The organism is Paraburkholderia sp. EB58 (assembly GCF_050436665.1).
Taxonomy (GTDB): Bacteria; Pseudomonadota; Gammaproteobacteria; order Burkholderiales; family Burkholderiaceae; genus Paraburkholderia.
Genome location: NZ_JBNDMQ010000002.1, coordinates 441,316 through 462,636, shown reverse-complemented (window position 1 = coordinate 462,636; position 21,321 = coordinate 441,316). Strand labels below are relative to the sequence as shown.

Below are 21,321 nucleotides of genomic sequence, written 5' to 3'. Positions count from 1 at the left end.
GATTCAACGCCTTACTGGAAGATGCCGATAATGGTCTGGAACAACGTCTGCGCGGTCTGAATCACCTTGCTGTTAGCCTGATACAGCTGCTGATACTGCAGCAGGTTCGCGGCTTCCTCGTTGATGTTGACGCCCGACACCGACTGCTGCGCCGAGGTGACCTGCGTCACCAGCGCACTCTGCTGCGTGTTCGACGCGCCGACCTCACTCGTTGCGTTGCCTACCGAATTGACGTAGCTCGCATAGGCCTGGGTGAGCGTCGCGGTCCCGCCGTCCAGCGTCGCGGCCGACACGATGTTCGACATCAGCTTCGCGTTGCTGCCATCGCTCTGCGCATTGGTGTTCGGGGCGATGGTGAAGGTGTCGCCGTTCGCGGGCGTGCCGCTGAGCGACACCGTCACGCCGTTCATCGAGCCGGCCGTGACCGGCGTCGTGCTGATCGTCATCGTCGCGCCGGCGGTCGGCGAATACGGCACGACCGTCGACGTCGAAGCGATGGTCGTGGGGGTACCGTTGATCGTCACCACCGAGCCCGCCGGGAAGCCAGTGAAACCACCCGACGCGGAGTTGTAGGTAATCGTGGTCGGCGTCGAAGGCAAGGAATAACCCTGCGATACCGAGCTCGACAAGACACTCAACGTGCCGGTATTAGCCGTCGAAGCCGTCGTCAGCACAGGCGATGCGGCAGCAATCGCCGAGGGGCTGGTCGTCGCGAGGGAGAAGCTGTCGAGCGCACCGCTCGTCGGCGAGACCGAGAACGAATCGCCGGGCTGCATCGTGCCGGAACCGATCGAGAACTGCATGCCGTCGATCGGCTGGCTCAGGCTGGTCACCGAGGCCACCGTTGCACCCGTCGAATTGTCGGTCAGCGTATAGGCGGCGCCGTTATATGACAGGGTGTAGTTGCCCGTTGGCGGCTGCGTCGCGTTGCTCAAGGTGACGCTGAGGGTGGCGTTACCCGTGTTGTTCGTGTTCGCCGTGACCTGCGGCCCCCCCACCGAGAACAACGCGGTCCCGGGGTTGCCATTCAGATCGAGACCGAGCTCATTCTGGTTGTTGACCTGCGCAGCGAAACTGGTGGCGATGGCACCCAGTTGCGCCTCGGCAGGGTCGAGTGATTGGGTACGGAACTGGATCAAACCGCCGAGCGCCCCACCTGCGTTCTGCATGGTGCTATCGGACAGGTACTGCGTGGTCTTGGCAGTCGGCGTCGTGCCGGCCGCGCCCAGATAGGTGATCGAGTCCTCGTTTGGATTCGCCGGCGAGGGCGAGGCGCCGAGGTTGAAGCTGGTCGATCCGGTGACCAGCGCCTGACCGCTCGTCAGGAACACATTCGCGTCGCCGTTGGAACTCGTTTCCACCTGCACACCCACGAGCTGCGAAAGGTTGGACACCGCCTCGTCGCGCTGGTCCAGCAACTGGTTGGGCGGCTGCCCTTGAGAACTGGCAGTGGCGATCTGTTGATTCAGGGAAGCGATCTGCGTGGTGTACGTGTTGATCTGCGTCACCGTTTCGGACAACTGCGTGTTGACGCTCTGACCCATCTGGTCATACTGCGCGCCCGCCGAGTTCAGCTCGTTCGCGAGCGACTGCGCGTCGCTGATCGCAGTCTGCCGTGTCGCTACACTCGATGCACCGTTAGCGACGTTCTGCAAACCCGTGAAAAAGGTCGAGATCGCCGTCGAAATACCCGACGTCGGGCTGCCGACCAGGTTGTTCAACTGCTGCAGCATCGTATAGTTGGCATTCAACGAGCCGCTTTGCGATTGCGCGGTATTCAACTGGCTCGCCAGGTACTGGCTGTAGGCGCGCTGGACCGTCGTGGTGGAGACGCCCTGCGGCAGATAGCCGGAGCCTGTGTACTCACCGGAGCTTTCCGAGTAGACGGGATTCTCGACGTCATAGCCGGGGGTCGTCGAATTGCTGATGTTCTCACTGGTTACCGTCAGCCCCCACTGGGCTGCGTTAAGTCCACTGAGACCGATATTGATTAGGTTGCTGGACATGCGTCATCCTGAAGGGCTGGCAACGCGCCCACCGAGTTGCCAAGACTCTCTGTATATCGGCGCACTGGCGACAAAATTGAGGGGGCAACCGGTATTTAAACGCGCGCCGCAATCCTGCCGCGACGCGCGCCAAAATCAGGTTCGCACCAGCGAGCGACGCTTCATTTCAAGTTGCGTAATCAGCCTCTGCAACGTGTTCTCGGCATTGCCGGGCAGCGCCACGAAACGCATGCCAAGCTGGTAACGCTGGGCGCCGTTCGGCAGATCGACTGCGCGGAACGACACGAGTTGCAGATCCACCGAAAGCTTGCCCGGCGCACCGAGACTCAGTTCGCAATCGTCCAGCACGCACCCCATCGGCAGGTCGACCACGCGCGCGTCGGTCGTGCGCATGCCCACGCCGCCGAGCGACAGGTCGTGCACTTCGAAACGGAAGCGGTCCCCGTCGGGCAGCCGGCCCGTGCAGATGTAGGGGTCGAGCACGGGCGCGTCGACGCGGAAATACTCGCGGCGCTGCACGTAGAAGAGCACTTCGGGGAAGTCGGCTTCGAACGCCGGCCGGCCTTCGAAGCGGGTCTCGCGCGGCGTGCCGGTGACAAATTCGACGCGCACGCCTTCAGGCTGGGCGTGAAACACACACCGGGGCGCAGCGATCAGGCCGCGGTTCTGCTCGGCGAGCGCGCCCCAGTCGAAAGTGAACGTGCGTTCGCGCACGTCGACGTCGAGAATCCGGGTGACAAGTTGGCCTCCCTTGTACTGCGCGGTCAGAAAATCACCGCGGTTGACGAGATTGCGCAACTGGACACCGATCTCCAGCGGATTGCGGCGACCGAAGTCGTTGCCGGTTTCAGAAGAGCCGTCCGTTTGGCCGTTCGTCTCAGTGGTATCCATGGGCTTGCCGGTATGCATGTTTCTGACGGGCTCGTGCCCGAGGTCCAGTGCCGGGGACCGTGACACGTGCGTTGACCGGGAAAACATTACCCGGTATTTAGGTCTGACTGAATAGCGGCAGTCTGAACCCAAAGTTTAGGGTAACCGAGGGAAATATTTGGCGCAAACGTTAAACCGGTCACGTTCCACTCCACTCTTGAACCATTCACCCATCCCGCATCAACCTTGCGGCACTCACCCATTGTTGCGGCTTGGCCGGCGGCACGTATGCGTGCCGTCGGCCCCACCGTCTTGTTTTGCGACATGGCCCCGTCGCCTGCTGCTTTTCCTGCCGACCCGCCCGGGCCGGTCAGCTCATACGACTCATGATCGACATCAGCTTTTTCGCGTAATGCGGATCAGTGGCGTAGCCCGCCCGCTGCATGCCGGCCGCAAAGCCTGCCGCGTCGTGCGAACCGTTCAGCACCTGCGCGTAGCGCGGGTTGTTCTTCAGCAATTGCGCATAATCGGCCATCGCCTCGTCGTACGAGTCGTAGGCGCGGAATTTTTCGACGACCCGCTGCGGCTGGCCGTTGCGGTATTCGGTGGTCACCGTCGACACGGTCTTGCCGGTCCAGTCCTTGGTCGCTTTGATGCCGAATACGTTGTGGCTGGTCTCGCCGTTCGCCTTCATGATCTCGCGCTTGCCCCAGCCCGACTCGAGCGCAGCCTGGCCGATAATGAAGCGCGCCGGCACGCCGGTGCTTTCGCTCGCCGCCTGAGCGGACGAGGCCAGCTTGTCGACAAACGCATCGACATGGGTCGTGCCGTCGCCGTGCAACGGCGGTGTCAACGCGCTGTTGCGCGAATAGCCGACGCCGTTGGCGAGCGAGCCGTTCGCCTGCGAATTGCCGTAGGCCTTCGCCAGCGCGTCCAGCGCAGCCGTGCTACCGCTGCTGGCGCTGCCGCTTTGCATGCCGGCGTTGTTCATCAACTGCTTGAGCATGGCATCGGCCACGCCGATACCCTTGGACGACATCTGCTGCGCCATCTGCTCGTCCATCATCGAGGTGAACTGCGCACCGTCGCGCGAATCGAGCGGGCCGTCCTGCGGCGTCGCGTCGCGCATGCTCTTCAGCATCATCGTGATGAAGCTCGCATCGAACTGCTTGGCGGCCATCTTCACGCCTTGCTGCGGCGACGCGGCAACCTTGGCACGCAGGCTGTCGAATCCCTGAACATCCAGCGCAAAACGCTGGGTCAGATCATTCGGGCCTGAAGTGGGATCGGTAGTCATCGCGACTCCTTAGATGATTTCAAGTTCGGCACGCAAGGCCCCTGCCGCCTTCATGGCCTGCAGGATCGACATCAGATCGGCGGGCGTCGCGCCAAGCGCGTTGAGCGCCTTTACAACATCGGCCAGATTGGCGCCGGCTTTGACGTATTTCATCGCACCGTCGTCCTGCTTCAACTGGATCTGGGATTGCTGGGCCACCACGGTGCGGCCGTTCGAAAACGCGCCCGGCTGGCTCACCACCGGCTGCGTATTGACCACCACCGAGAGGTTGCCGTGCGCGACCGCGCAGTTCTCGAGCGTCACCATCTGGTTCATCACGATCGAGCCGGTGCGCGCATTCAGCACGACCTTCGCAGCGCCTGCCGCCGGCTTCACATCGAGATCCTCAAGCTGCGCCATGAACGAGACCTGCTGCGACGGATCGGCCGGTGCGCGCAGCTGGATCGTGCGGCCGTCGAGCGGCGTAGCGGTGCCCTGGCCGAAGGCGTTGTTGACTGCGGCCACAATGCGCTGGTTCGTGTCGTAGTCCATGTCGTTCAGTTCGAGCTGCATCGTGCCGTCCTGCGTGATGCTGGTCTGCACCGCACGCTCGACGATCGCACCCGCGGCGATGCGGCCGGCTGCGAGCTGGTTCACCTGCACCCGGCTGCCGTTCGCGCTGGCGCCCGCGCCACCCACCGCCATGTTGCCCTGGGCAAGCGCGTAGACAGCGCCGTCGGCACCCTTCATCGGCGTGAGCAGCAGCGTACCGCCGCGCAAACTCTTCGCATTCCCAAGCGACGACACGGTGACGTCGATCGCCTCACCCGGCCGCGCGAACGGCGGTAGCACCGCCGTCACCATCACGGCCGCGACGTTCTTCAACTGGATGCTGGTCAGCGCCGAAGTGCTGTTCGATGAACCGGCCGACTGGTTGTTGATCGAGATGCCGAGGTTCGCGAGCATGTTCGCGAGCGTTTGCGTCGTGAACGGGGTCTGCGTGGTCTGGTCACCCGTACCGTCGAGACCGACGACGAGGCCGTAGCCGATCAGCGGGTTGTCGCGCACACCCTGAATCGCGACCAGATCCTTCAGCCGTTCGGCGTGGGCTGCCTGCGTGACGGGCAGCAGCGCCCCGCACGTGAGCGCGAACACCAGACAGGCGTGGCCGAAAGGGCGGAAAGATGCGAGTCTCATGGTCACCACGGCGAAACGTTAAGGAAGAAGCGTTGCAGCCAACTCATGGTTTCCGCTTCGTCGATATAGCCCTTCGCCGAGTATTCGATCTTGGCGTCGGCCACCTGGGTCGAGTACACCGCATTCAAACCGGAAATCGTGTTCGGGTTGACCACGCCCGAGAAACGCACAAACTCGTTGCCCTGATTGATGAGCATCTGCTTTTCGCCGCTCACCACCAGGTTGCCGTTTGGCAGCACGTTGGTCACCGTGACGGTGATCACGCCATTGAACGTGTTGGATGCATTCGCGCCGCCGGTCCCCTGGAACGTGTTGGAGCCCTGGGAATTAAGGTTGGCCTTGCCGAACAGGCCGTTGAGGAAACCAGCGGTCGTGGTAGAGAACTGGGTCGTGGAAGCGCGATTGGCGGCGGCCCCTGACGACTTGGTTGCGTTGATGTTTTCCTGAATAACGATAGTCAGGATGTCGCCGATATTGCGCGGCCGCTGGTCTTCAAAAAGCGGCCGGCCCGCATAGCCCGGGTTGAAGATCGAGCCCGGCGTCTGAGCATGCGGCGGCACCGGCGGCACGGCCGTCATCGGCTGCTGCACGATGGGCTGCTTCGGCACCAGCGCGCAGCCGCCCAGCGCCAGGGCCAGCACGCTGGCCGTGGCGACGAGCGCGCTGCGTGCGTCGCCCATGACCGGATTGAGATTGAATTGCGACATCGTGTTTACCTACCGCCTGTAGTCCCGAACTCTTAGACCTGCATCTGCGACAGGGTCTGCAACATCTGATCGGACGTGGTTACAGCCTTGCTGTTGATTTCGTACGCGCGCTGGGTCTGGATCATGTTGACCAGCTCCTGCACGACGTTCACGTTCGACGTTTCGACGTAGCCCTGTTGCAGCGAACCCGTCCCGTTCGCACCCGGTGCGGAGACGTTCGGCGTACCCGACGAAGTGGTTTCCGCGAACAGGTTTTCACCTTGCGCGTCGAGGCCGGCCGGGTTGATGAAGGTCGCAAGCTGCAGCGAGCCGACCTGCGTGGAGACGGTCGAGTTACCCTGGGTGATCGACACGGCGCCGTCGGTGCCGATGGTCAGCTGCGTGGCGTTTTGCGGAATCGTGATCGCCGGAATGACCTGATAGCCGCTCGACGTCACGAGCTGGCCCTGCGCGTTGGTCTGGAATGAACCGTCGCGGGTATAGGCCGTGGTGCCGTCCGGCATCTGCACCTGGAAAAACCCGTTGCCGTTGATCGCCACGTCCTTGGAGTTGCCGGTTTGCTGCAGGTTGCCCTGGGTGTACAGACGCTCCGTGGCGACCTGTTGCACACCGGTGCCGAGCTGAATACCCGACGGCACTTGTGTCTGCTGCGTCGAGTCGGCGCCAGGCTGCCGCACCGTCTGATACAGCAAATCTTCGAACACGGCGCGCGAGCCCTTGAAACCGTTAGTGCTAACGTTCGCAAGGTTGTTCGAGATGACGTCCATCTGGGACTGCTGCGCGTTCATGCCCGTCGCAGCGATATAGAGTGAGCGGTTCACAGTGTGAGTTCTCCTGGGTCGACGCGTGCGTCTTGCCCGTTAGCTGAAGGTGAGCAACTGGTTGGCAGTCTGGTCGTTCTGATCGGCGTTTTCGATCATCTTGGTCTGCATCTGGAATTGCCGCGCATTGGTGATCATCGAGACCATTGCGTTCACCGGATTCACATTGCTGCCTTCCAGCGATTCGGGTGCGAGCGTCACGGTCGGATCGGCGTCGACCGGATTGCCGTCGGCGCTGCGAAACATGCCGTCGTCGCTGCGCGTGAGCGAGCCGGCCGCCGGCTTCACCAGCTTCAGCTGATCGACCACCGCGATCGCCGAAGCCGGATCTCCCGGTGCGAGCGCGGAGACCGTGCCGTCCTTACCGATGGTGATCTGCGCGCCAGGCGGGACCGAGATCGGGCCGCCCGTGCCCAGCACCGGCAGATTGGTCGCGTTCACCAGTTGCCCGTTCTGGTCGATGTGCAGATTGCCGGCGCGCGTATACGCCTCGCCGCCGTCGGCGGTCTGCACGGAGAGCCAGCCGTCGCCTTGCACGGCGACGTCGAGCGGATTGCCGGTCTGCTGAATCGGTCCGGGCGTTTCGTCCGCGCCCGGGGTCGACGAGAGCACGAAGGTGCGCGTGGTCTCGTCGTTGACTGAACTGCCGTCGCCGAACGACATCGGTACCGCGCGAAACGTCTCGAGCTGGGCGCGAAACCCGGTGGTCGAGGTGTTCGCGAGATTGTTCGCGACAATGGCCTGCTGCTCGAGCGCCTGGGTGGCGCCCGACATCGCGGTATAAATCAGACGGTCGGTCATTCGTTCGGCTCCGGTGACGCTTACAGGTTGATCAGCGTCTGGTCGATGGTCTGCTGCGTCTTGATCGTCTGCGCATTCGCCTGGTAGTTGCGTTGCGCAGTGATCAGGTCGACCAGGGAATTGGTCAGGTCCACGTTTGACTCTTCCACCGCGCCGCCCTGCAGGACGCCGAGGTTGGTACCGCCCGGCACGCCGATCTGCGGCTGGCCCGAGGCCTCGGTCGCTTCATACTCGTTATTGCCAAGGTCGACAAGGCCGTTCGGGTCGTTGAAATTCGCCAGCACGATCTGACCGAGCGCGGCAGTCTGCTGGTTCGAATAGGTGCCGGTAATGACGCCGTCCGGACCGATCGAGTAACTCGATAGTGTGCCGGCCGCGAAACCGTTGTTCGTCGGGGAGCCGTTGAGCCCGGTCTGGCCACCGTACTGTGTCGTTCCCGTCAGGTTCAGCGTGATCTGCTGCGGCGTGCCGGATCCGTCCGTATTCGGAATCGAGAACACCAGTGAATCCGGTACGGTCGACGGCGTCGTGCTCGTCACGCTGGTCAGCGTGCCGGAACTGTTGAACTGCGCGGTGCCGACAAGAGCCGCCGTGGAACCTGCGACGCCTGCGTAGATGTTCCAGTTGCCCGAACTCGTCTTCGCGAAGTAATAGTCGACGGTTTGTTGGCCGCCGAGCGAGTCGTAGGCCGTGAAATTATTCCCGTAGTTGTAGGTTGTCGAGGCGTTCTGGTTGAAGGTGGTATTCGCCACCGTCACCGTGTCGTTGTTCCCGGGTGTGCCAGTAAACGCCACGCTCTGACCGGCGCCGAGCGGAATCGCCGTACCCGCGGTGTAAGTACCGGTCACGGGCGCCGTACCGGCCGTCGTGTCCTGGACCGAATACGTGTACGTCGGGGGCGTGCCCGTTGCGGTAAAGGTGATCGTGTAGGCGTCCGAGTTGGTCGTCTGGGTCGGGTCCGTGACCGTCACGCCGCTGCTCACGAGCGAGCCGGTATCGGTCGTGGAGGGGGTCGCGACCGTACCGATCGTAGCCACGGCCTGCGCGTCCAGGTTGAACTGGGCGCCGACGGTGGTCGTCTCCGACGGCGCGATGTTCTGGGTCGGCACCGTCAGCGGCACGGTTTGCGCGGTATTGATGACGCCGGCGGCGTTGGCTGCGTAACCCATCACCTGCAAGCCTTGCGCATTCGTGATCTGGCCGGCCTTGTTCACCTGGAATATGCCGTTGCGCGAATACGTGAGCGACCCATTGTTGGACATCTGGAAGAAGCCACTGCCGTTAATGGCGACATCCAGCGACTGGCCTGTCGTATCAATCGTGCCCTGCGAGAACTGCTGCTGCACTTCGGCGAGCTGCGTGCCAATACCAATCTGGTCGTTCACGGCCGTGGCGACCGAGTTTGCATACAGATCGGCGAACACGGCGGTGCCGCTCTTGAAACCGACCGTGTCCGAGTTGGCAATGTTGTTGCCAATCACGTCCAGATCGCTCGATGCGGCCGACAGGCCGCTCAAACCTTGCTGATAACCCATGACGGTCTCCGTTCCGGAAAATGTCTAAATCTGGTTGAACTGTTTGCTTAGAGGACTGCCGCGACCGAAGTCAGGGGAACCGTATTGCCGTTCGACAACACGAGGCTCGGCGCACCGTTCGCACCCTGCACGACGCTCTCGACGACGCCCGGCGTGAGCGCGGTGGCGGTGCCGGCCGCACCGGTCGGCAACACACCTGTCGCAGTGATCGTGTAATTGCCGGCAGGCAACGCGTTGCCCGAAGAATCGACCGGTGACCACGTGATCGGCACGGTGCCGGCCAACTGGTTGCCGAGATTGAGTGTGTTGACGACCTGGCCGGACGAGTTCACCACGTTGACCTGCACGTTGTCCTCGGCGGTGGCAAGCTGCACGCCGAACTCGTTGGTCTTGCCGCTCGCCACGGTGATCGAGTTTCCCGGAGCCAGCACGCTCGAGTTGATCAGCAACGCAGCTTGCGAGGTCTGGCCTGCATTGAGCTGCGTCGACAGCGACGAAAGCGAGGTGTTCAACTGGCTGATGCCCGTCACGGTGTTGATTTCCGCGAGCTGCGAGGTCATCTGCGAGCTGTCCATCGGGTTGGTCGGATCCTGGTTTTGCAACTGCGTGACGAGCAGTTGCAAAAAGGTGCTCTGCAGCGATGCGCCCGAATTGGCGGAACTGCTCGCGGAACTGGCCGACGAACTGGACGCCGAACCGGTCGCCGAGTTCGCGCTCATCGTGTCCTGCATGAGGTTTGAGACCGTAGTCCCGCTGCCGCCGATTGGTGTGGTCAAGGAAGTGCTCCTCAGGTTCCGATGGTGAGAGTTTTCAGCATCAACGTCTTTGCTGTATTCAGGGTTTCGACGTTCGCCTGATAAGCGCGCGACGCCGAGATCATGTTGACCATTTCTTCCACCGGGTCGACGTTCGGCATCGTCACGTAGCCGTTCGCGTCGGCCGCGGGGTTGCCCGGGTCGTAGGTCTGCTTCATCGGCGTCGGATCGTCCACCACACCAGTCACCTGCACGCCGCCGACCTGCTGGCCGGACGCGGAACGCGAGCCACCAAGCGGGTTGACTGCGAACACGACCTGCTTGGCCTTGTACGGTTGACCGTCCGGACCCGTCGTACTGTCGGCGTTCGCCAGGTTCGACGCCGTCACGTTGAGCCGTTGCGATTCGGCCGACATGGCCGAACCGGCGACAGTGAAAATATTCATCAGGGATGGCATGGCTTCTCTGACCTCTCCTGCCGGCAGGTTCCGGCTTGGTTGATTCCCGTGTGCGTGGTTTTTAGCGGATACATCCAGCGTGTGCCGGTCGTCGCATCAGAACTCCATCAGGAGCCGGACGTGATCGCCGACAGCATCGATTTGATCTGGCCAGACACTTCCGTCATGGTCGATTCGAAATGCAGCGAGTTATCGGCAAACTGCACGCGTTCCGCGTCGAGGTCCACCGTGTTGCCATCGAGTGACGGTTGCACCGGAATGCGGTACTGCAGTTGGCCGTAGTCGTCGCTCGGGCCGCCGGTGGCGATCAGGCTCGCCTTGCCGGCCATGTGGCCCGGCTCGTCGGACGCCATCGTCATGCCGCTCGTGACATCAGCGGACTGTGTCATCGCCAGCGTCGAGCTGTTCGATGTGCCGGTGCCGTTGGTGCTGCCGCCGTTCTTTCTCAGCGCCCCTGCGAGGGTCGACGAGAAATCGACATCGCGCGCCTTGTAACCTGGCGTGTCGGCATTCGCGATATTCGACGACAGCAATTCCTGCCGGTACGAGCGGACATCGAGCACCTGACGGCCAAAGGCAAATTCGGCATCGAGTTTGTCGAGCATTGAAATCTCCGGATAACGTTCCCGCGTCTGCCGTGCGTTGCAACGCGCACGTCAGATGCGGCGCCCCAAAAGGCCTTTTTGCATGAGAAGCATCTTAGGCGCGCCGTGCAAGCGGCAATCGTCGGAATAACCGGGGAAGGTCGCCTCTATTCGACGCTTGCGGGATAAGCGGCGTCACTAGAATGCAATTCGTACCTTTGCCACATGCTGGAGATTCACGATGGCCCGACCCACTCGCGATGTGCCGCAGCCGCGCTGCCGCATCGTTACGCGACGCACTGCTGCTGCCTGGCTGGTGTGCGCAGTGGCGGGTGTGTGGTTCGCGCCTGTGGCGCTTGCCCAGCAGGCGGGTGGTCCGATCGTGATCCCGGGCCCCGGTGAACAGAACCCGGCCGATCTCGCCAGGATGACCGCGATGGCGACCAGCGCCAGCGGCAACCACAGCACACGGGCGATGAATCCGCAGCTCGCAGCGGTGATGACGCCTTCGGCGACACTGCCGGTCAGCGATCGGTTTAGCGCGCTGGCGAACGCGAGTGGCGCCATCGTGATTCCCGGGACCGGTGAGGCCGCGGCGCCGGGCGCCCCGGTCATGGTGAGCACGCCGCAAGTCAGTCCTGCGAACAACCCCGGCCTCACCCGCGTCAACATGAGCCCAGCGCTCGCCGCAAGCCAGGTCGTGCCGGTGATCGTCACCTCGGCGCCGCCGCGCGCCTACGCCGCGTCCGTGCGGCCGGTCAATGCGGCTCCGGCCACCGTGCCGGCTGCGGCACCCGCGAGCGATATCGAAATCGACAGCCTCGCCTCGCGCGGTGAGCCGCCTGAACTCGGCGCCAGCGCACCGGCCCGCAGCCCGGCGCCGCGCGTCGCCGCAGTGCGGGTCCAAACGTTAGCTCGGGTGCAGAACCAGGCGCAAGCACTCGCTGAGGCGGCGCAACGCGAGCAGGCAGTGCGGGCTCTGCAGCCCGCGCAGGCAGCGCAAGCGGCACAAACGGCACAAACGGCAGCCAATCCAGCACTCAATCCGGCGCTTCAGCCAGCCCAAGCCGCTCAGACCACGCAGGCGTCTCAGCCGGCCCAAGCCGCCGTGCCGGTACCGGCAGGCCAGGAAGACGGCGAACTGATCCACGCCGCAGCGCTCGACTTCCTCAAGCAGCAGGCCAACGGCTTGCCCGGCAATGTCGAACTGACCGTGGCGCAGGCCTTCCCGCGCGGGCTCGCGGCCTGCGCCACGCTGCAGCCTTTCATGCCGAACGGCGCGCGCCTGTGGGGCCGTACTACGGTGGGGGTCCGCTGCACGAGCGGGCATCCGTGGACAGTCTGGCTGCAGGCCAAGGTTTCGATCCACGCGACCTACTACGTAGCCGCACGGGCCATGATGCCCGGCGAGGTGATTTCGGAAGCCGATATAGAGGGGCGCGACGGCGATCTGACCATGCTGCCCATGTCGATCATCACGGCGCCGTCGCAAGCGATCGGTTCAGTCACGTTGATGCGGGTCGGCGCGGGTCTGCCGCTGCGTCAGGACATGTTGAAGAACACCGCCTCGGTGACCGCGGGAACGCTGGTGCGGGTGGTGGCGCAGGGCGACGGCTTTTCGATTTCCTCGGAAGGCAGCGCGCTGAGCAATGCGACGCCGGGCCAGCCGGTCAGGGTGAGGACCTCCACGGGCCAGATTCTCATGGGGATCGTGAAGAACAGTTCAACGGTTCAGATCCAGATGTGATCCGAACCCGAAACCGGGCGCGGGACGGGAATTCACGCGAAAGTCTGGTCGGCGCCGCCGTTACAAAGGGATACACCAATTGCGCTAAAGTTTGGCTTCTTGATTGCCGTTATAAGAATCAAATCGTTCAGGAAGCCAATCGTGAAAATCGATTCCACCACCAGCACCCAGACAGACAGCCTGACCAACGGCGCGACGCGCACGCAGCAGGACAGTCTGACGACGGCGGCTAGCCCCGCCCAAGGCGCGACCACCACCGCGCAAGCCGCCACCGGCTCGGGTGGCGACGCGAATGTGAGCCTGTCGGGCCTGTCGTCCGACCTGCGTAACTTGGCAACCTCGGGTTCGGCAGACATCGACACCGCTCACGTCGAATCGATTAAGGCGGCCATCAAGAACGGCACACTGACCATCGATCCGGGCAAGATTGCTGACGGCGTGCTTGAAACCACCCGCAGCCTGTTGCAAACGAGAGCCCCGGCGACCGGCAATTAAGGTTGGACGCCGTCAGGCGACACCTTAAAACCCTGGCCCGCGCGTCATGAGCGGGCCGCCGTGAAAGCGAGTTGCGATGAAAGACGCCCTGCTTGCCACCGTTATCGACGAGTACGCCACCATCGAAGCATTCGCCTCGGTGCTGGTCGCCGAACAGAAAGCGTTGTGCCAGGTCAATCCGGCTGAGATGTTGCGGCCGATCGTCGAGAAGAAAATCGAACTGGTCGGCAAGCTGGCGACGCTGGAGAAGATCCGCGACAGCCAACTCGCCGAAATGGGCTTGCCGGGCGGCTGGAGCGGCATCGAACTGGCCGCCGGGCGCGACCCGAAGCTCGCCGCGCAATGGGCTTTGCTGCAGCAGTCCGCCAAGCGCGCACATCGCTCCAACAAGACCAATGGCGTGCTGATCCGCACCCGCATGGACTACAACCAGCGCGCCCTCGATGTGCTGCAGGTTCGCCCGCCGAAGCCCTCGTTCTACGGGCCGAATGGCCGGGTCCCGGGATTCGGCGCACTTTAAGTCAAGAAGCCGGTCGCGGCGCGAGTGTTGTCTGAACTTGCGTCGGGCCGGTTTTGTCTTTTTGGGTGGCCCCCGCGCTGCCTGTCTCCCCCTCCCCCAAAAAAAAGCCGTCACTAGGACGGCGTTCAATCTCAAAGCTTCTGCGCGGTTGCGACAGCGTACCGTCGCCCGCGTCGATTTATTCGGCTTCGGCCTTCGCCCAGGCCATCTCGCGCAGGCGCGTGCGCAACCGCGCCACCGCCTGGCTGTGCAACTGGCAGACCCGCGATTCGCTGACTTCCATCACCGCGCCAATTTCGCGCAGGTTCATGCCGCGCTCGTAGTACAGCGACATCAACAGCTTTTCGCGCTCCGGCAGGCGCTCGATCGCCTCGACCAGCGCGGCGCGTAGGCTTTCGTCCAGCAGCGCGGAGAGCGGGTCCGAGTGATCGACGCAATAGCGGTCGAGGAACGGCTCGTCGTCAGCGGAACGGTCGAAGTCTTCGTAATAGATCAGCTGGCTGCCATGCAGGTCCTGCAGCATCGACTGATATTCGTCGAGCGGCATCTTCAGATGACCGGCGATCTCCGTTTCGCTGGCCGAGCGACCCAGCGTCTGTTCGACCTGGTGCACGGCCGTCTCCACCTCACGCGAGGTGCGGCGCAGGCTGCGCGGCAGCCAGTCGTTGCTGCGCAGCTCGTCGAGCATCGCGCCGCGAATCCGCTGGCTCGCGTAGGTCTCGAACTGCGCGCCCTGGTCTTCCTTGTACCGGCTCGCAGCATCCAGCAGCCCGATCATGCCGGCCTGAATCAAGTCGTCGAGATCGACGCTCGCCGGCATTTTCGCGACTAGCTGCAAGCCGAGCCGCCGCACCAGCGGCGCGTACTTCGTCAGAACCTCGGCTTGGGAAATCTTTCCCTGAGCGTTGTACATCGTGCTCCCCTTGTCCGCATCGCCCCTTCAGGCGGGCTGCGCAGACGGTTGGTCGGCGTGTTGCGCCGCTGTTACTGTCGCCGGGGCCACCCAGTGGTGGCGTGACGACATCGCTGGCCGCATCGGCCAGTACTGCAATTCGGCGGCGAGATGCCGGTAACCACGCGCGGCCGGTGTCGACGGAAATGCGTCGACGACGCAGCGCGACAGTTCGAGCGCCCGGGCCATGCGCGGATCGGCGGCGATACAGCCGGCGTCGTCCAGCGACACGGTCAGATAACGCCCCGCCACCCCCGCGAGGTTTTCAAATGCGGTGTGCGCGTCGGTGACGCTTTGCACGAGATTCACCAGCACGCGGAACTGGCCGATGCCGTGTGCGTAATGCAGACGCTTCATGCAGGCGTACGCATCGGTGATCGCCTGGGCGGCCACCCGCGTGACGATCATCAGGTCATGCGCCTGCATCGCCAGCGCGGAGAGTTGGCCGAGCCGGTCGAGCTGCGCGTCGATCAATACGACATCAGCGGGACCTTCCAGCACCACGCTCAGTTGCTCTGCGCTGTAGCCTTCGCGATTGCTGCGCGAGGCGGCCAGCACGGAAAAACCGAGTGCGTGGCGAGCCACGGCCGCTTCGAGCGGCATCTCGCCGCGCATTACCGCCGCGAAGTTGCCCGCACCGCGCACGCCGCCGAGCATCGCGCTCACTGAGTGATCGCCGAGGCACTCGTCGATCACCAGCACATCCTTGCCCTGTTCGGCCAGCGCGGCCGCCAGATTGACAACCGTCGTGGTGCAACCGACGCTGGTCGAGCCGCCCGTCACCGCCACAACCCGTGAACCGCTGCGGGCCAACAGACGCCGCAGTCCTTCTGCTTGATCCGAAACGACTTTATCCAAAACGTACCTCGTGCAGTTCGGACGTCGAGCGCGCGGAGAGCGCCGAGAGCAAGGCCGGAATATCGTCGTCGTGTGGCACGAACGGCGAGCTGTCGCGCGGAATGCAGAAGGCGCTTTTGATCAGGAATTTTTTGGTCGCAACATACAGGTTCTCGGGCACCTTCTGGCCGGTCGAAACGTAATGCACCGGCAGCTTGTAGCGGATCACCGTGTCGAGCACACCGCCCAGATTGGTGGCTTCGTCGAGCTTGGTCAGGATGCAGCCGGCGAGCGGCTGCTGATCCGGTGCGCGCTGGTAGGCCTGCACGACCTCGTTGAGCGTGTCACCGTGGCTGGTCGCGTTGAGCAGCAGCAGACGTTGCACCGGTTGACCGGCGCGGCACAACATGGATATCTGGTCAGACACGGAGCGATCGCGCTGGCTCATGCCGATCGTGTCGATCAGCACGATGTGCTTGTTGCGCAGCTCGGCAAGCGCCAGTTGCAGATCGGCGCCGTCCTTCACGGCGTGTACCGAGACGCCGAGGATCTTGCCGAAAATGCGCAGTTGCTCGTGGCCGCCAATCCGGTAGCTGTCGGTGGTCAGGAGTGCCACCTTGCTCGCGCCGAAACGCATCACGCAACGCGCGGCGAGTTTGGCTGTGGTGGTGGTCTTGCCGACGCCCGTCGGGCCCATCAGCGCGAACACGCCGCCACGCTCCATCAGCGCGTCTTCGTTTTCCATGATCGGCAGGTTCGACTCGAGCACGCTGCGCACCCAGTCCATCCCGCCTTCCATGTTGTCGACTTCAGGTGGCAGGTTGTCGACCATCATCTGCACCAGTTGCGCGGAGAAGCCCGCGGCGAACAGGTGCTTGGTCAGCGACGCGCGCGTCGGGCTGCGGCGCTGGCGGTCGGCCCACAGCAGGCCGGCGAAGTGTTCCTCCATCATGCCGCGCATCGAGGAGAGCTCGCTCATCACCGTTTCGTTGACGACCTGCTCCATGCGCGCCTTGATGGCTTCCGTGACGCTCGCGGCGGTATTGTTCGGCGCGCGGGTGTCGTCCATCGGGTTCGTCTTCTGTGCAGCGCGGCGCGCGGCGAGTTGTGCGGCTTCGCGCGCCCAGTCGGGCGTTTCGGCGTTGCTAAACGAGGTCCGTGCGCCGACTTGAATCTCAGCCGGTGCACCGAGGCCCTTCGCCATCGCCGCAGCCGGCGTCATCGACGAAGGCCGTGCACTGTAGGCGCCCTGCTGCTTGCCGGCAATGTTGCGCGCGTGGTCGATCAGCCAGGGGTTCGACTCCGCCATCGTGCGGGGCGCAACCGGGGCAAGCGACGCCGGTGCCGGCGGAATGCCTGCGGCCTTCAGGACGTCGGCGCGGATGTCGTCGCTGGTGCGCGGCACTTGCGGGACGGACGGCGCCGGTGCTGCCGAGGCGGCTTGCGCTTGCGGTGCAGCTTGCAGTGCCGGCGTGATTTGTGAGGCTTGGCCGGCTTGCGAACCAAGCGGTGCTTGTCCAGCGGCAGCGCTCTGCGAGATCGCGCCGGCCGGCTGTTCCGTTGCTGCAGCTGCAGTTACCGTTGCGGCCGGTGCCGGTGCTGCTGCACTTGCCGCCGGCTGCGCCGGCGTGTTGCTGGCCGACGTGCTCTCGGTACCGGCTTCCGGGCTCGCGCCGAACACCGATGAAAACACGTCCGGCATGCCGCTCGCGTAGGGATTGGCTTGCATCATCGGCGCGCGGGCGGGCGCTGCTGACGATGGCGCGGCTGCGCTGGCGCCGTCGCGCTTCTTCGGGGTGATCGCCGCGAGTTCGCTGTCGGCGAGTGCGACGATTTCGACGGTACCGTCCTCGATCGTGCGGTTCGACAGCACGACCGCGTCGGGGCCCAGAGCCTCGCGAACGAGGCGCAGCGCGTCGCGACTGGTAGCACCGACAAATTTACGAATGTTCAAGCTCGACCCCCGATGAGGTTAACGGACCGGCAACATACCGCTTCCCATTGAGATCGATTATTGCGAAAGATGTCCAGGGACGATCGGTTGATAAAGGCCGGGAAAGGTAGGCAATTCGCGTGATGGGCCAGGCTCCGGCACCGCGCCGTGCAAAAGCTAACCCGCATGGAAAATCCCTGCAGGCACGCTAGAAAGCAGCGGCTATGGCTCAAATGAAAACCGGCGCATCGAGCGCCGGTCTGGGGAGTGCAGCGGATAGGGCTTATGCGCCAATCAGATTCACCACCTTGACGTTGCGCGTATCCGGCACTTCTGCATAGGACAGCACCTTCAGTTGCGGCAGGCTGCGGCGCAGGAAACGCGCGAGCATCGGCCGCAGGGCATGCTGCACCAGCAGCACCGGCGCGAGCCCAAGGTTCTGCTGTCGCGTCATGGCCTTTTGCGTCTCCGTCATCAGCGTGTTCGCAAGACCCGGTTCGAGCCCAGGGTTGGGGCCGGTCGAAAGCGCCTGCGACAGTACCCGTTCGAGGTTCGAATCAAGACCCATCACCTGCATTTCGCCGGTGCCGGGGAACCACTGCTGGCTGATCGCGCGGCCGAGCGCAAGGCGAACGACGGCGGTCAACTCATGCGGATCGCTGACCTTCGGCGTATGTTCGGCCAGCGCTTCGAGAATCGTGCGCATGTCGCGGATGGGCACACCTTCTTCCAGCAGGTTCTGCAGTACCTTCTGCAGCGTGATGTACGACAGCGACTTTGGAATAAGATCGTCGACCAGCGATGGCGTGTCCTTTTGCATCCGCTCGATCAGCGCCTGGATTTCGCGGCGGCCGAGCAGTTCGCCGGCGTGCGTGACTACCAGATGGTTCAGGTGGGTCGCGACCACCGTGCTCGAATCGACCACCGTGTAGCCATACACCTGAGCCTGCTCGCGCAGACCGGTGTCGATCCAGACGGCCGGCAGACCGAACGCCGGGTCTTGGGTCGCCGTGCCCGGCAGCGCCGCGCTGACCTGGCCCGGATTGATCGCAAGCCACTGGCCGGGGTAGGCCTCGCCGACGCCAACCTCGACACCCTTTAGGGTGATCCGGTAGCCGTTGGGCCGCAATTCGAGGTTGTCCCGGATGTGGATGACCGGCGGCAAGAAGCCAATTTCCTGCGCGAACTTCTTGCGGATACTCTTGATACGCTTGAGCAGTTCGCCGTCCGAGTTCTTGTCGACGAGCGGAATCAGCCGGTAGCCGACTTCGAGACCGAGCGTGTCGATCATCGTCACGTCGTCCCAGCTTGCCTCGGTGTTTTCGGTCGGCTTGAGCGCCGTCGGCGCCACATCGACGAGGGCCGCCGCGGTCTTCACGTCGGCCGCGCGCTTCTTCATCATCCGGCCAATCTGGATCAGGCCGCCGCCCAGCAGCAGGAAGGCGAAGTGCGGCATGCCTGGAATCAGCCCCATCATCACGAGAATGGCGCCCGTGATGATCAGCACGCGTGGGTTCGTGAACAACTGGCCGGTCAGCTGCGTACCGATGTCCTCGTTGGTCGCGACCCGCGACACGATCACACCGGCAGCGGTCGAGATCACCAGCGACGGGATCTGCGCGACGAGGCCGTCGCCGATGGTGAGTAGCGTGTAGGTCTTGGCGGCCGAGGCGAAATCCATGTTGTGCTGGACCACGCCGACAATCAGCCCGCCGACGATGTTGATCACCATGATCAACAGGCCGGCAATCGCATCGCCGCGCACGAACTTGCTCGCGCCGTCCATCGAACCGTAAAACTCGGCTTCCTGGCCCACCTCCAGACGGCGCTTGCGTGCCTGGTCTTCGTTGATGATGCCGGCATTCAGGTCGGCGTCGATCGCCATCTGCTTGCCGGGCATCGCATCGAGCGTGAAGCGCGCGCCCACTTCAGCAATCCGGCCCGCACCCTTGGTGATGACCATGAAGTTGATCACCATCAGGATGACGAACACCACGATCCCCACCGCGAAATTGCCGCCCACCAGGAAGTGTCCGAAGGACTCGATCACCTGCCCGGCCGCATCCGGCCCGGTGTGGCCTTCGAGCAGCACCACCCGCGTGGACGCGACGTTCAGCGAGAGACGCAGCAGCGTCGAGAACAGCAGCACGCTCGGGAAAGCCGCGAAGTCGAGCGGCTTCATCGTGTACATGCTGACGAGCAGCACCATCACCGAAAGCGCGATGTTGAAAGTGAACAGCAGATCCAGCAGGAACGGCGGCAACGGCAAGATCATCATGCCGAGGATCATCACGATCAGCACCGGCCCTGCGAGGGCGCGCAGGTTAGTGTTGCTCATCGAGTCCGGCCGTCGGGACAGGAAACCGGCGCGTACGTTCATGCGGAGGCTCCAGGTGCCTTGTTGTCTTTGCTGTCGTTAAGAGCGTCGGCGGCTTCTTCGTTCGCTTCCTCGTCGGATACCGGCCCTTGGTCCAGGTCGGCGGGGACGTCGAATTCGGTCGGTGCCACCGGCGCCACACCGCCTTCGGTCTTGAAGCGGCGCAACTGATAAACCCACGCGAGTACTTCCGCGACCGCCCCATACAACTGGCCGGGAATTTCGCGGTCGAGCTCGACGTTGTGATACAGCGCCCGCGCGAGCGGCGGCGCTTCGAGCAGCGGCACGTTGTTCTCGGCCGCAATCTCGCGAATCCGTGCGGCGACCAGATTGACGCCCTTGGCCACCACCTTCGGTGCGCGCATCTCACCATCGCTATAGCTCAGGGCGACCGCGAAGTGGGTCGGGTTGGTGACGACCACGTCGGCCGTCGGAACCTTACTCATCATCCGCCGCCGCGCAATCGCGCGCTGCTGGGCGCGAATGCGGCCCTTCATCTTGGGATCGCCTTCGCTTTCCTTGTGCTCCCGCTTCACTTCTTCCTTCGTCATGCGGAGTTTCTTGTGGAAATTCCAGATCTGGTACGGGACGTCGAGCGCCGCCACGAGGAACATGCCCGCGACCGTGTTGCCGCAGCAGACCGCGATCAGGTGCGCCGCGTTGGCGAACGCCACGGTGAGCGGCTGGGTGGCAAGCGCGAGAACCGCGTCGTGACGATTCCAGATTGACACGCCGCCAATCAAGCCGACCACGAGGGTCTTGGCAAGCGACATGCCGAGTTGGATCGGCCCGTTGATCGAAAATAGCTTGCCGAGCCCGGCGATAGGATCGAGGCGGCTGAATTTGGGCTGGAGAGACGAGCTCGAGACGTGCCAGCCGCCCAGCGCGAGTGGCGCGAGGAGCGCGGCGGCGCCCGTCATGGCGAGGATCGGCAGCAGCGCATAGAGCCCTTCACGGCTCGCGGCACCCGCGCCAATCAACATCCGGCGCGTTTCGAAGACGCTCGCGTGATCGAACATCAGGGCGCCGCGCAACATCGATCCCAGATGGTCGCCGATCGATCCCGACATGGCCCAGACGCCATAGAAACCCGCCGACAGCAAGGCAAACGACGTCAGCTCCCGCGAACGGACGATCTGCCCCTCCTCCCGCGCCTTTTCGAGGCGCCGGGGAGTGGCTGATTCGGTTTTGTCGAGGTCGCTATCCTCTGCCACGCAGCTCTCCAGTCGGTCAAGGCACCATGCCTATTTCTAGTGAGAGCGATTATTCCCGTAGAACTCAAGCCATGATCGGCGGATAAGGACAGGGAAACGGGGGCATTTCAAGCGATGGGGAAAGGGAAAGCACAGCGTGCGGATGGAGGCACCGCAGGCAGAACGGTCCCGCCCGGTCCGGCGCCAGGGGGCGCGGGACGGGCGGGAGGGCGGTGTAGCCGCTAAAGGAGTGAAGG

At 63.6% G+C, this 21,321-nt stretch carries 19 protein-coding genes; 3 read left to right on the top strand and 16 right to left on the bottom strand.

What is annotated here, in order from left to right; all coding sequences use genetic code 11:
* Positions 1–11: 11 nt before the first annotated feature.
* The 11 genes from flgK to flgB form a co-directional block, all read right to left on the bottom strand.
* Positions 12–2,006: a flagellar hook-associated protein FlgK gene (flgK, locus tag P3T40_RS04695; RefSeq protein WP_429266501.1), complete on the bottom strand. Its 1,995-nt coding sequence runs from the start codon at positions 2,004–2,006 to the stop codon at positions 12–14.
* A gap of 135 nt (positions 2,007–2,141) precedes the next feature.
* Positions 2,142–2,897, bottom strand: coding sequence for a flagellar brake protein (locus P3T40_RS04690; RefSeq protein ID WP_429266500.1), 756 nt, complete (start codon positions 2,895–2,897; stop codon positions 2,142–2,144).
* A gap of 349 nt (positions 2,898–3,246) precedes the next feature.
* Positions 3,247–4,173 carry a flagellar assembly peptidoglycan hydrolase FlgJ gene (flgJ, locus tag P3T40_RS04685; RefSeq protein WP_429266499.1) on the bottom strand — a complete coding sequence of 309 codons (927 nt, stop codon included), beginning with the start codon at positions 4,171–4,173 and terminating at the stop codon, positions 3,247–3,249.
* A 9-nt stretch (positions 4,174–4,182) separates the two neighbouring features.
* On the bottom strand, positions 4,183–5,349 hold the full coding sequence (locus tag P3T40_RS04680) for a flagellar basal body P-ring protein FlgI (protein WP_429266498.1): 1,167 nt from the start codon (positions 5,347–5,349) through the stop codon (positions 4,183–4,185).
* A 2-nt stretch (positions 5,350–5,351) separates the two neighbouring features.
* The gene (gene flgH / locus P3T40_RS04675; RefSeq protein ID WP_429266497.1) at positions 5,352–6,056 is read right to left on the bottom strand and encodes a flagellar basal body L-ring protein FlgH; all 705 of its coding nucleotides are present in this window, start codon (positions 6,054–6,056) and stop codon (positions 5,352–5,354) included.
* A 32-nt stretch (positions 6,057–6,088) separates the two neighbouring features.
* On the bottom strand, positions 6,089–6,877 hold the full coding sequence (gene flgG / locus P3T40_RS04670) for a flagellar basal-body rod protein FlgG (protein WP_429266496.1): 789 nt from the start codon (positions 6,875–6,877) through the stop codon (positions 6,089–6,091).
* Between the two features lie 39 nt (positions 6,878–6,916).
* Positions 6,917–7,678, bottom strand: a complete 762-nt coding sequence (gene flgF, locus P3T40_RS04665; protein WP_429266495.1) for a flagellar basal-body rod protein FlgF — start codon at positions 7,676–7,678, stop codon at positions 6,917–6,919.
* Between the two features lie 20 nt (positions 7,679–7,698).
* Positions 7,699–9,213, bottom strand: coding sequence for a flagellar hook-basal body complex protein (locus P3T40_RS04660; RefSeq protein ID WP_429266494.1), 1,515 nt, complete (start codon positions 9,211–9,213; stop codon positions 7,699–7,701).
* A gap of 47 nt (positions 9,214–9,260) precedes the next feature.
* Entirely contained in the window at positions 9,261–9,944 is a 684-nt protein-coding gene (locus tag P3T40_RS04655; protein WP_429266611.1) for a flagellar hook assembly protein FlgD, read from the bottom strand.
* Positions 9,945–10,000: 56 nt separating this feature from the next.
* On the bottom strand, positions 10,001–10,426 hold the full coding sequence (flgC, locus tag P3T40_RS04650) for a flagellar basal body rod protein FlgC (protein WP_429266493.1): 426 nt from the start codon (positions 10,424–10,426) through the stop codon (positions 10,001–10,003).
* 107 nt (positions 10,427–10,533) lie between these two features.
* Complete coding sequence (flgB, locus tag P3T40_RS04645; RefSeq protein WP_429266492.1) at positions 10,534–11,031, bottom strand: flagellar basal body rod protein FlgB; 498 nt, start codon at positions 11,029–11,031, stop codon at positions 10,534–10,536.
* A gap of 220 nt (positions 11,032–11,251) precedes the next feature.
* Here flgB and flgA point away from each other — a divergent pair, with 220 nt between their 5' ends.
* The 3 genes from flgA to P3T40_RS04630 all read left to right on the top strand — a co-directional run bounded on the left by flgA (position 11,252) and on the right by P3T40_RS04630 (position 13,772).
* Complete coding sequence (flgA, locus tag P3T40_RS04640; protein WP_429266491.1) at positions 11,252–12,757, top strand: flagellar basal body P-ring formation chaperone FlgA; 1,506 nt, start codon at positions 11,252–11,254, stop codon at positions 12,755–12,757.
* A gap of 141 nt (positions 12,758–12,898) precedes the next feature.
* Entirely contained in the window at positions 12,899–13,252 is a 354-nt protein-coding gene (flgM, locus tag P3T40_RS04635) for a flagellar biosynthesis anti-sigma factor FlgM (RefSeq protein ID WP_429266490.1), read from the top strand.
* Between the two features lie 76 nt (positions 13,253–13,328).
* Positions 13,329–13,772 carry a flagella synthesis protein FlgN gene (locus P3T40_RS04630; RefSeq protein WP_429266489.1) on the top strand — a complete coding sequence of 148 codons (444 nt, stop codon included), beginning with the start codon at positions 13,329–13,331 and terminating at the stop codon, positions 13,770–13,772.
* A gap of 178 nt (positions 13,773–13,950) precedes the next feature.
* Here the strand turns inward: P3T40_RS04630 and P3T40_RS04625 are convergent, their stop codons facing one another.
* The 5 genes from P3T40_RS04625 to flhB all read right to left on the bottom strand — a co-directional run bounded on the left by P3T40_RS04625 (position 13,951) and on the right by flhB (position 21,085).
* The gene (locus tag P3T40_RS04625; RefSeq protein ID WP_429266488.1) at positions 13,951–14,685 is read right to left on the bottom strand and encodes an RNA polymerase sigma factor FliA; all 735 of its coding nucleotides are present in this window, start codon (positions 14,683–14,685) and stop codon (positions 13,951–13,953) included.
* A gap of 27 nt (positions 14,686–14,712) precedes the next feature.
* Entirely contained in the window at positions 14,713–15,582 is an 870-nt protein-coding gene (locus tag P3T40_RS04620; protein WP_429266487.1) for a MinD/ParA family ATP-binding protein, read from the bottom strand.
* A complete protein-coding gene (gene flhF / locus P3T40_RS04615; RefSeq protein ID WP_429266486.1) occupies positions 15,575–17,515 on the bottom strand; it encodes a flagellar biosynthesis protein FlhF in 1,941 nt (646 codons plus the stop codon). Before flhF ends, P3T40_RS04620 begins: the two co-directional genes overlap by 8 nt.
* A 262-nt stretch (positions 17,516–17,777) precedes the next feature.
* Positions 17,778–19,874: a flagellar biosynthesis protein FlhA gene (gene flhA / locus P3T40_RS04610; protein ID WP_429266485.1), complete on the bottom strand. Its 2,097-nt coding sequence runs from the start codon at positions 19,872–19,874 to the stop codon at positions 17,778–17,780.
* On the bottom strand, positions 19,871–21,085 hold the full coding sequence (flhB, locus tag P3T40_RS04605) for a flagellar biosynthesis protein FlhB (RefSeq protein ID WP_429266484.1): 1,215 nt from the start codon (positions 21,083–21,085) through the stop codon (positions 19,871–19,873). Before flhB ends, flhA begins: the two co-directional genes overlap by 4 nt.
* Between the last annotated feature and the right edge of the window lie 236 nt (positions 21,086–21,321).

Excerpts from the sequence above, each read along its gene's own strand:
- flgK (WP_429266501.1), bottom strand. The coding sequence starts at position 2,006 with ATGTCCAGCAACCTAATCAATATCGGTCTCAGTGGACTTAACGCAGCC.
- P3T40_RS04690 (WP_429266500.1), bottom strand. The coding sequence starts at position 2,897 with ATGGATACCACTGAGACGAACGGCCAAACGGACGGCTCTTCTGAAACC.
- flgJ (WP_429266499.1), bottom strand. The coding sequence starts at position 4,173 with ATGACTACCGATCCCACTTCAGGCCCGAATGATCTGACCCAGCGTTTT.
- P3T40_RS04680 (WP_429266498.1), bottom strand. The coding sequence starts at position 5,349 with ATGAGACTCGCATCTTTCCGCCCTTTCGGCCACGCCTGTCTGGTGTTC.
- flgH (WP_429266497.1), bottom strand. The coding sequence starts at position 6,056 with ATGTCGCAATTCAATCTCAATCCGGTCATGGGCGACGCACGCAGCGCG.
- flgF (WP_429266495.1), bottom strand. The coding sequence starts at position 7,678 with ATGACCGACCGTCTGATTTATACCGCGATGTCGGGCGCCACCCAGGCG.
- P3T40_RS04660 (WP_429266494.1), bottom strand. The coding sequence starts at position 9,213 with ATGGGTTATCAGCAAGGTTTGAGCGGCCTGTCGGCCGCATCGAGCGAT.
- P3T40_RS04655 (WP_429266611.1), bottom strand. The coding sequence starts at position 9,944 with ATGCAGGACACGATGAGCGCGAACTCGGCGACCGGTTCGGCGTCCAGT.
- flgC (WP_429266493.1), bottom strand. The coding sequence starts at position 10,426 with ATGCCATCCCTGATGAATATTTTCACTGTCGCCGGTTCGGCCATGTCG.
- flgB (WP_429266492.1), bottom strand. The coding sequence starts at position 11,031 with ATGCTCGACAAACTCGATGCCGAATTTGCCTTTGGCCGTCAGGTGCTC.
- flgA (WP_429266491.1), top strand. The coding sequence starts at position 11,252 with ATGGCCCGACCCACTCGCGATGTGCCGCAGCCGCGCTGCCGCATCGTT.
- P3T40_RS04630 (WP_429266489.1), top strand. The coding sequence starts at position 13,329 with ATGAAAGACGCCCTGCTTGCCACCGTTATCGACGAGTACGCCACCATC.
- P3T40_RS04625 (WP_429266488.1), bottom strand. The coding sequence starts at position 14,685 with ATGTACAACGCTCAGGGAAAGATTTCCCAAGCCGAGGTTCTGACGAAG.
- flhA (WP_429266485.1), bottom strand. The coding sequence starts at position 19,874 with ATGAACGTACGCGCCGGTTTCCTGTCCCGACGGCCGGACTCGATGAGC.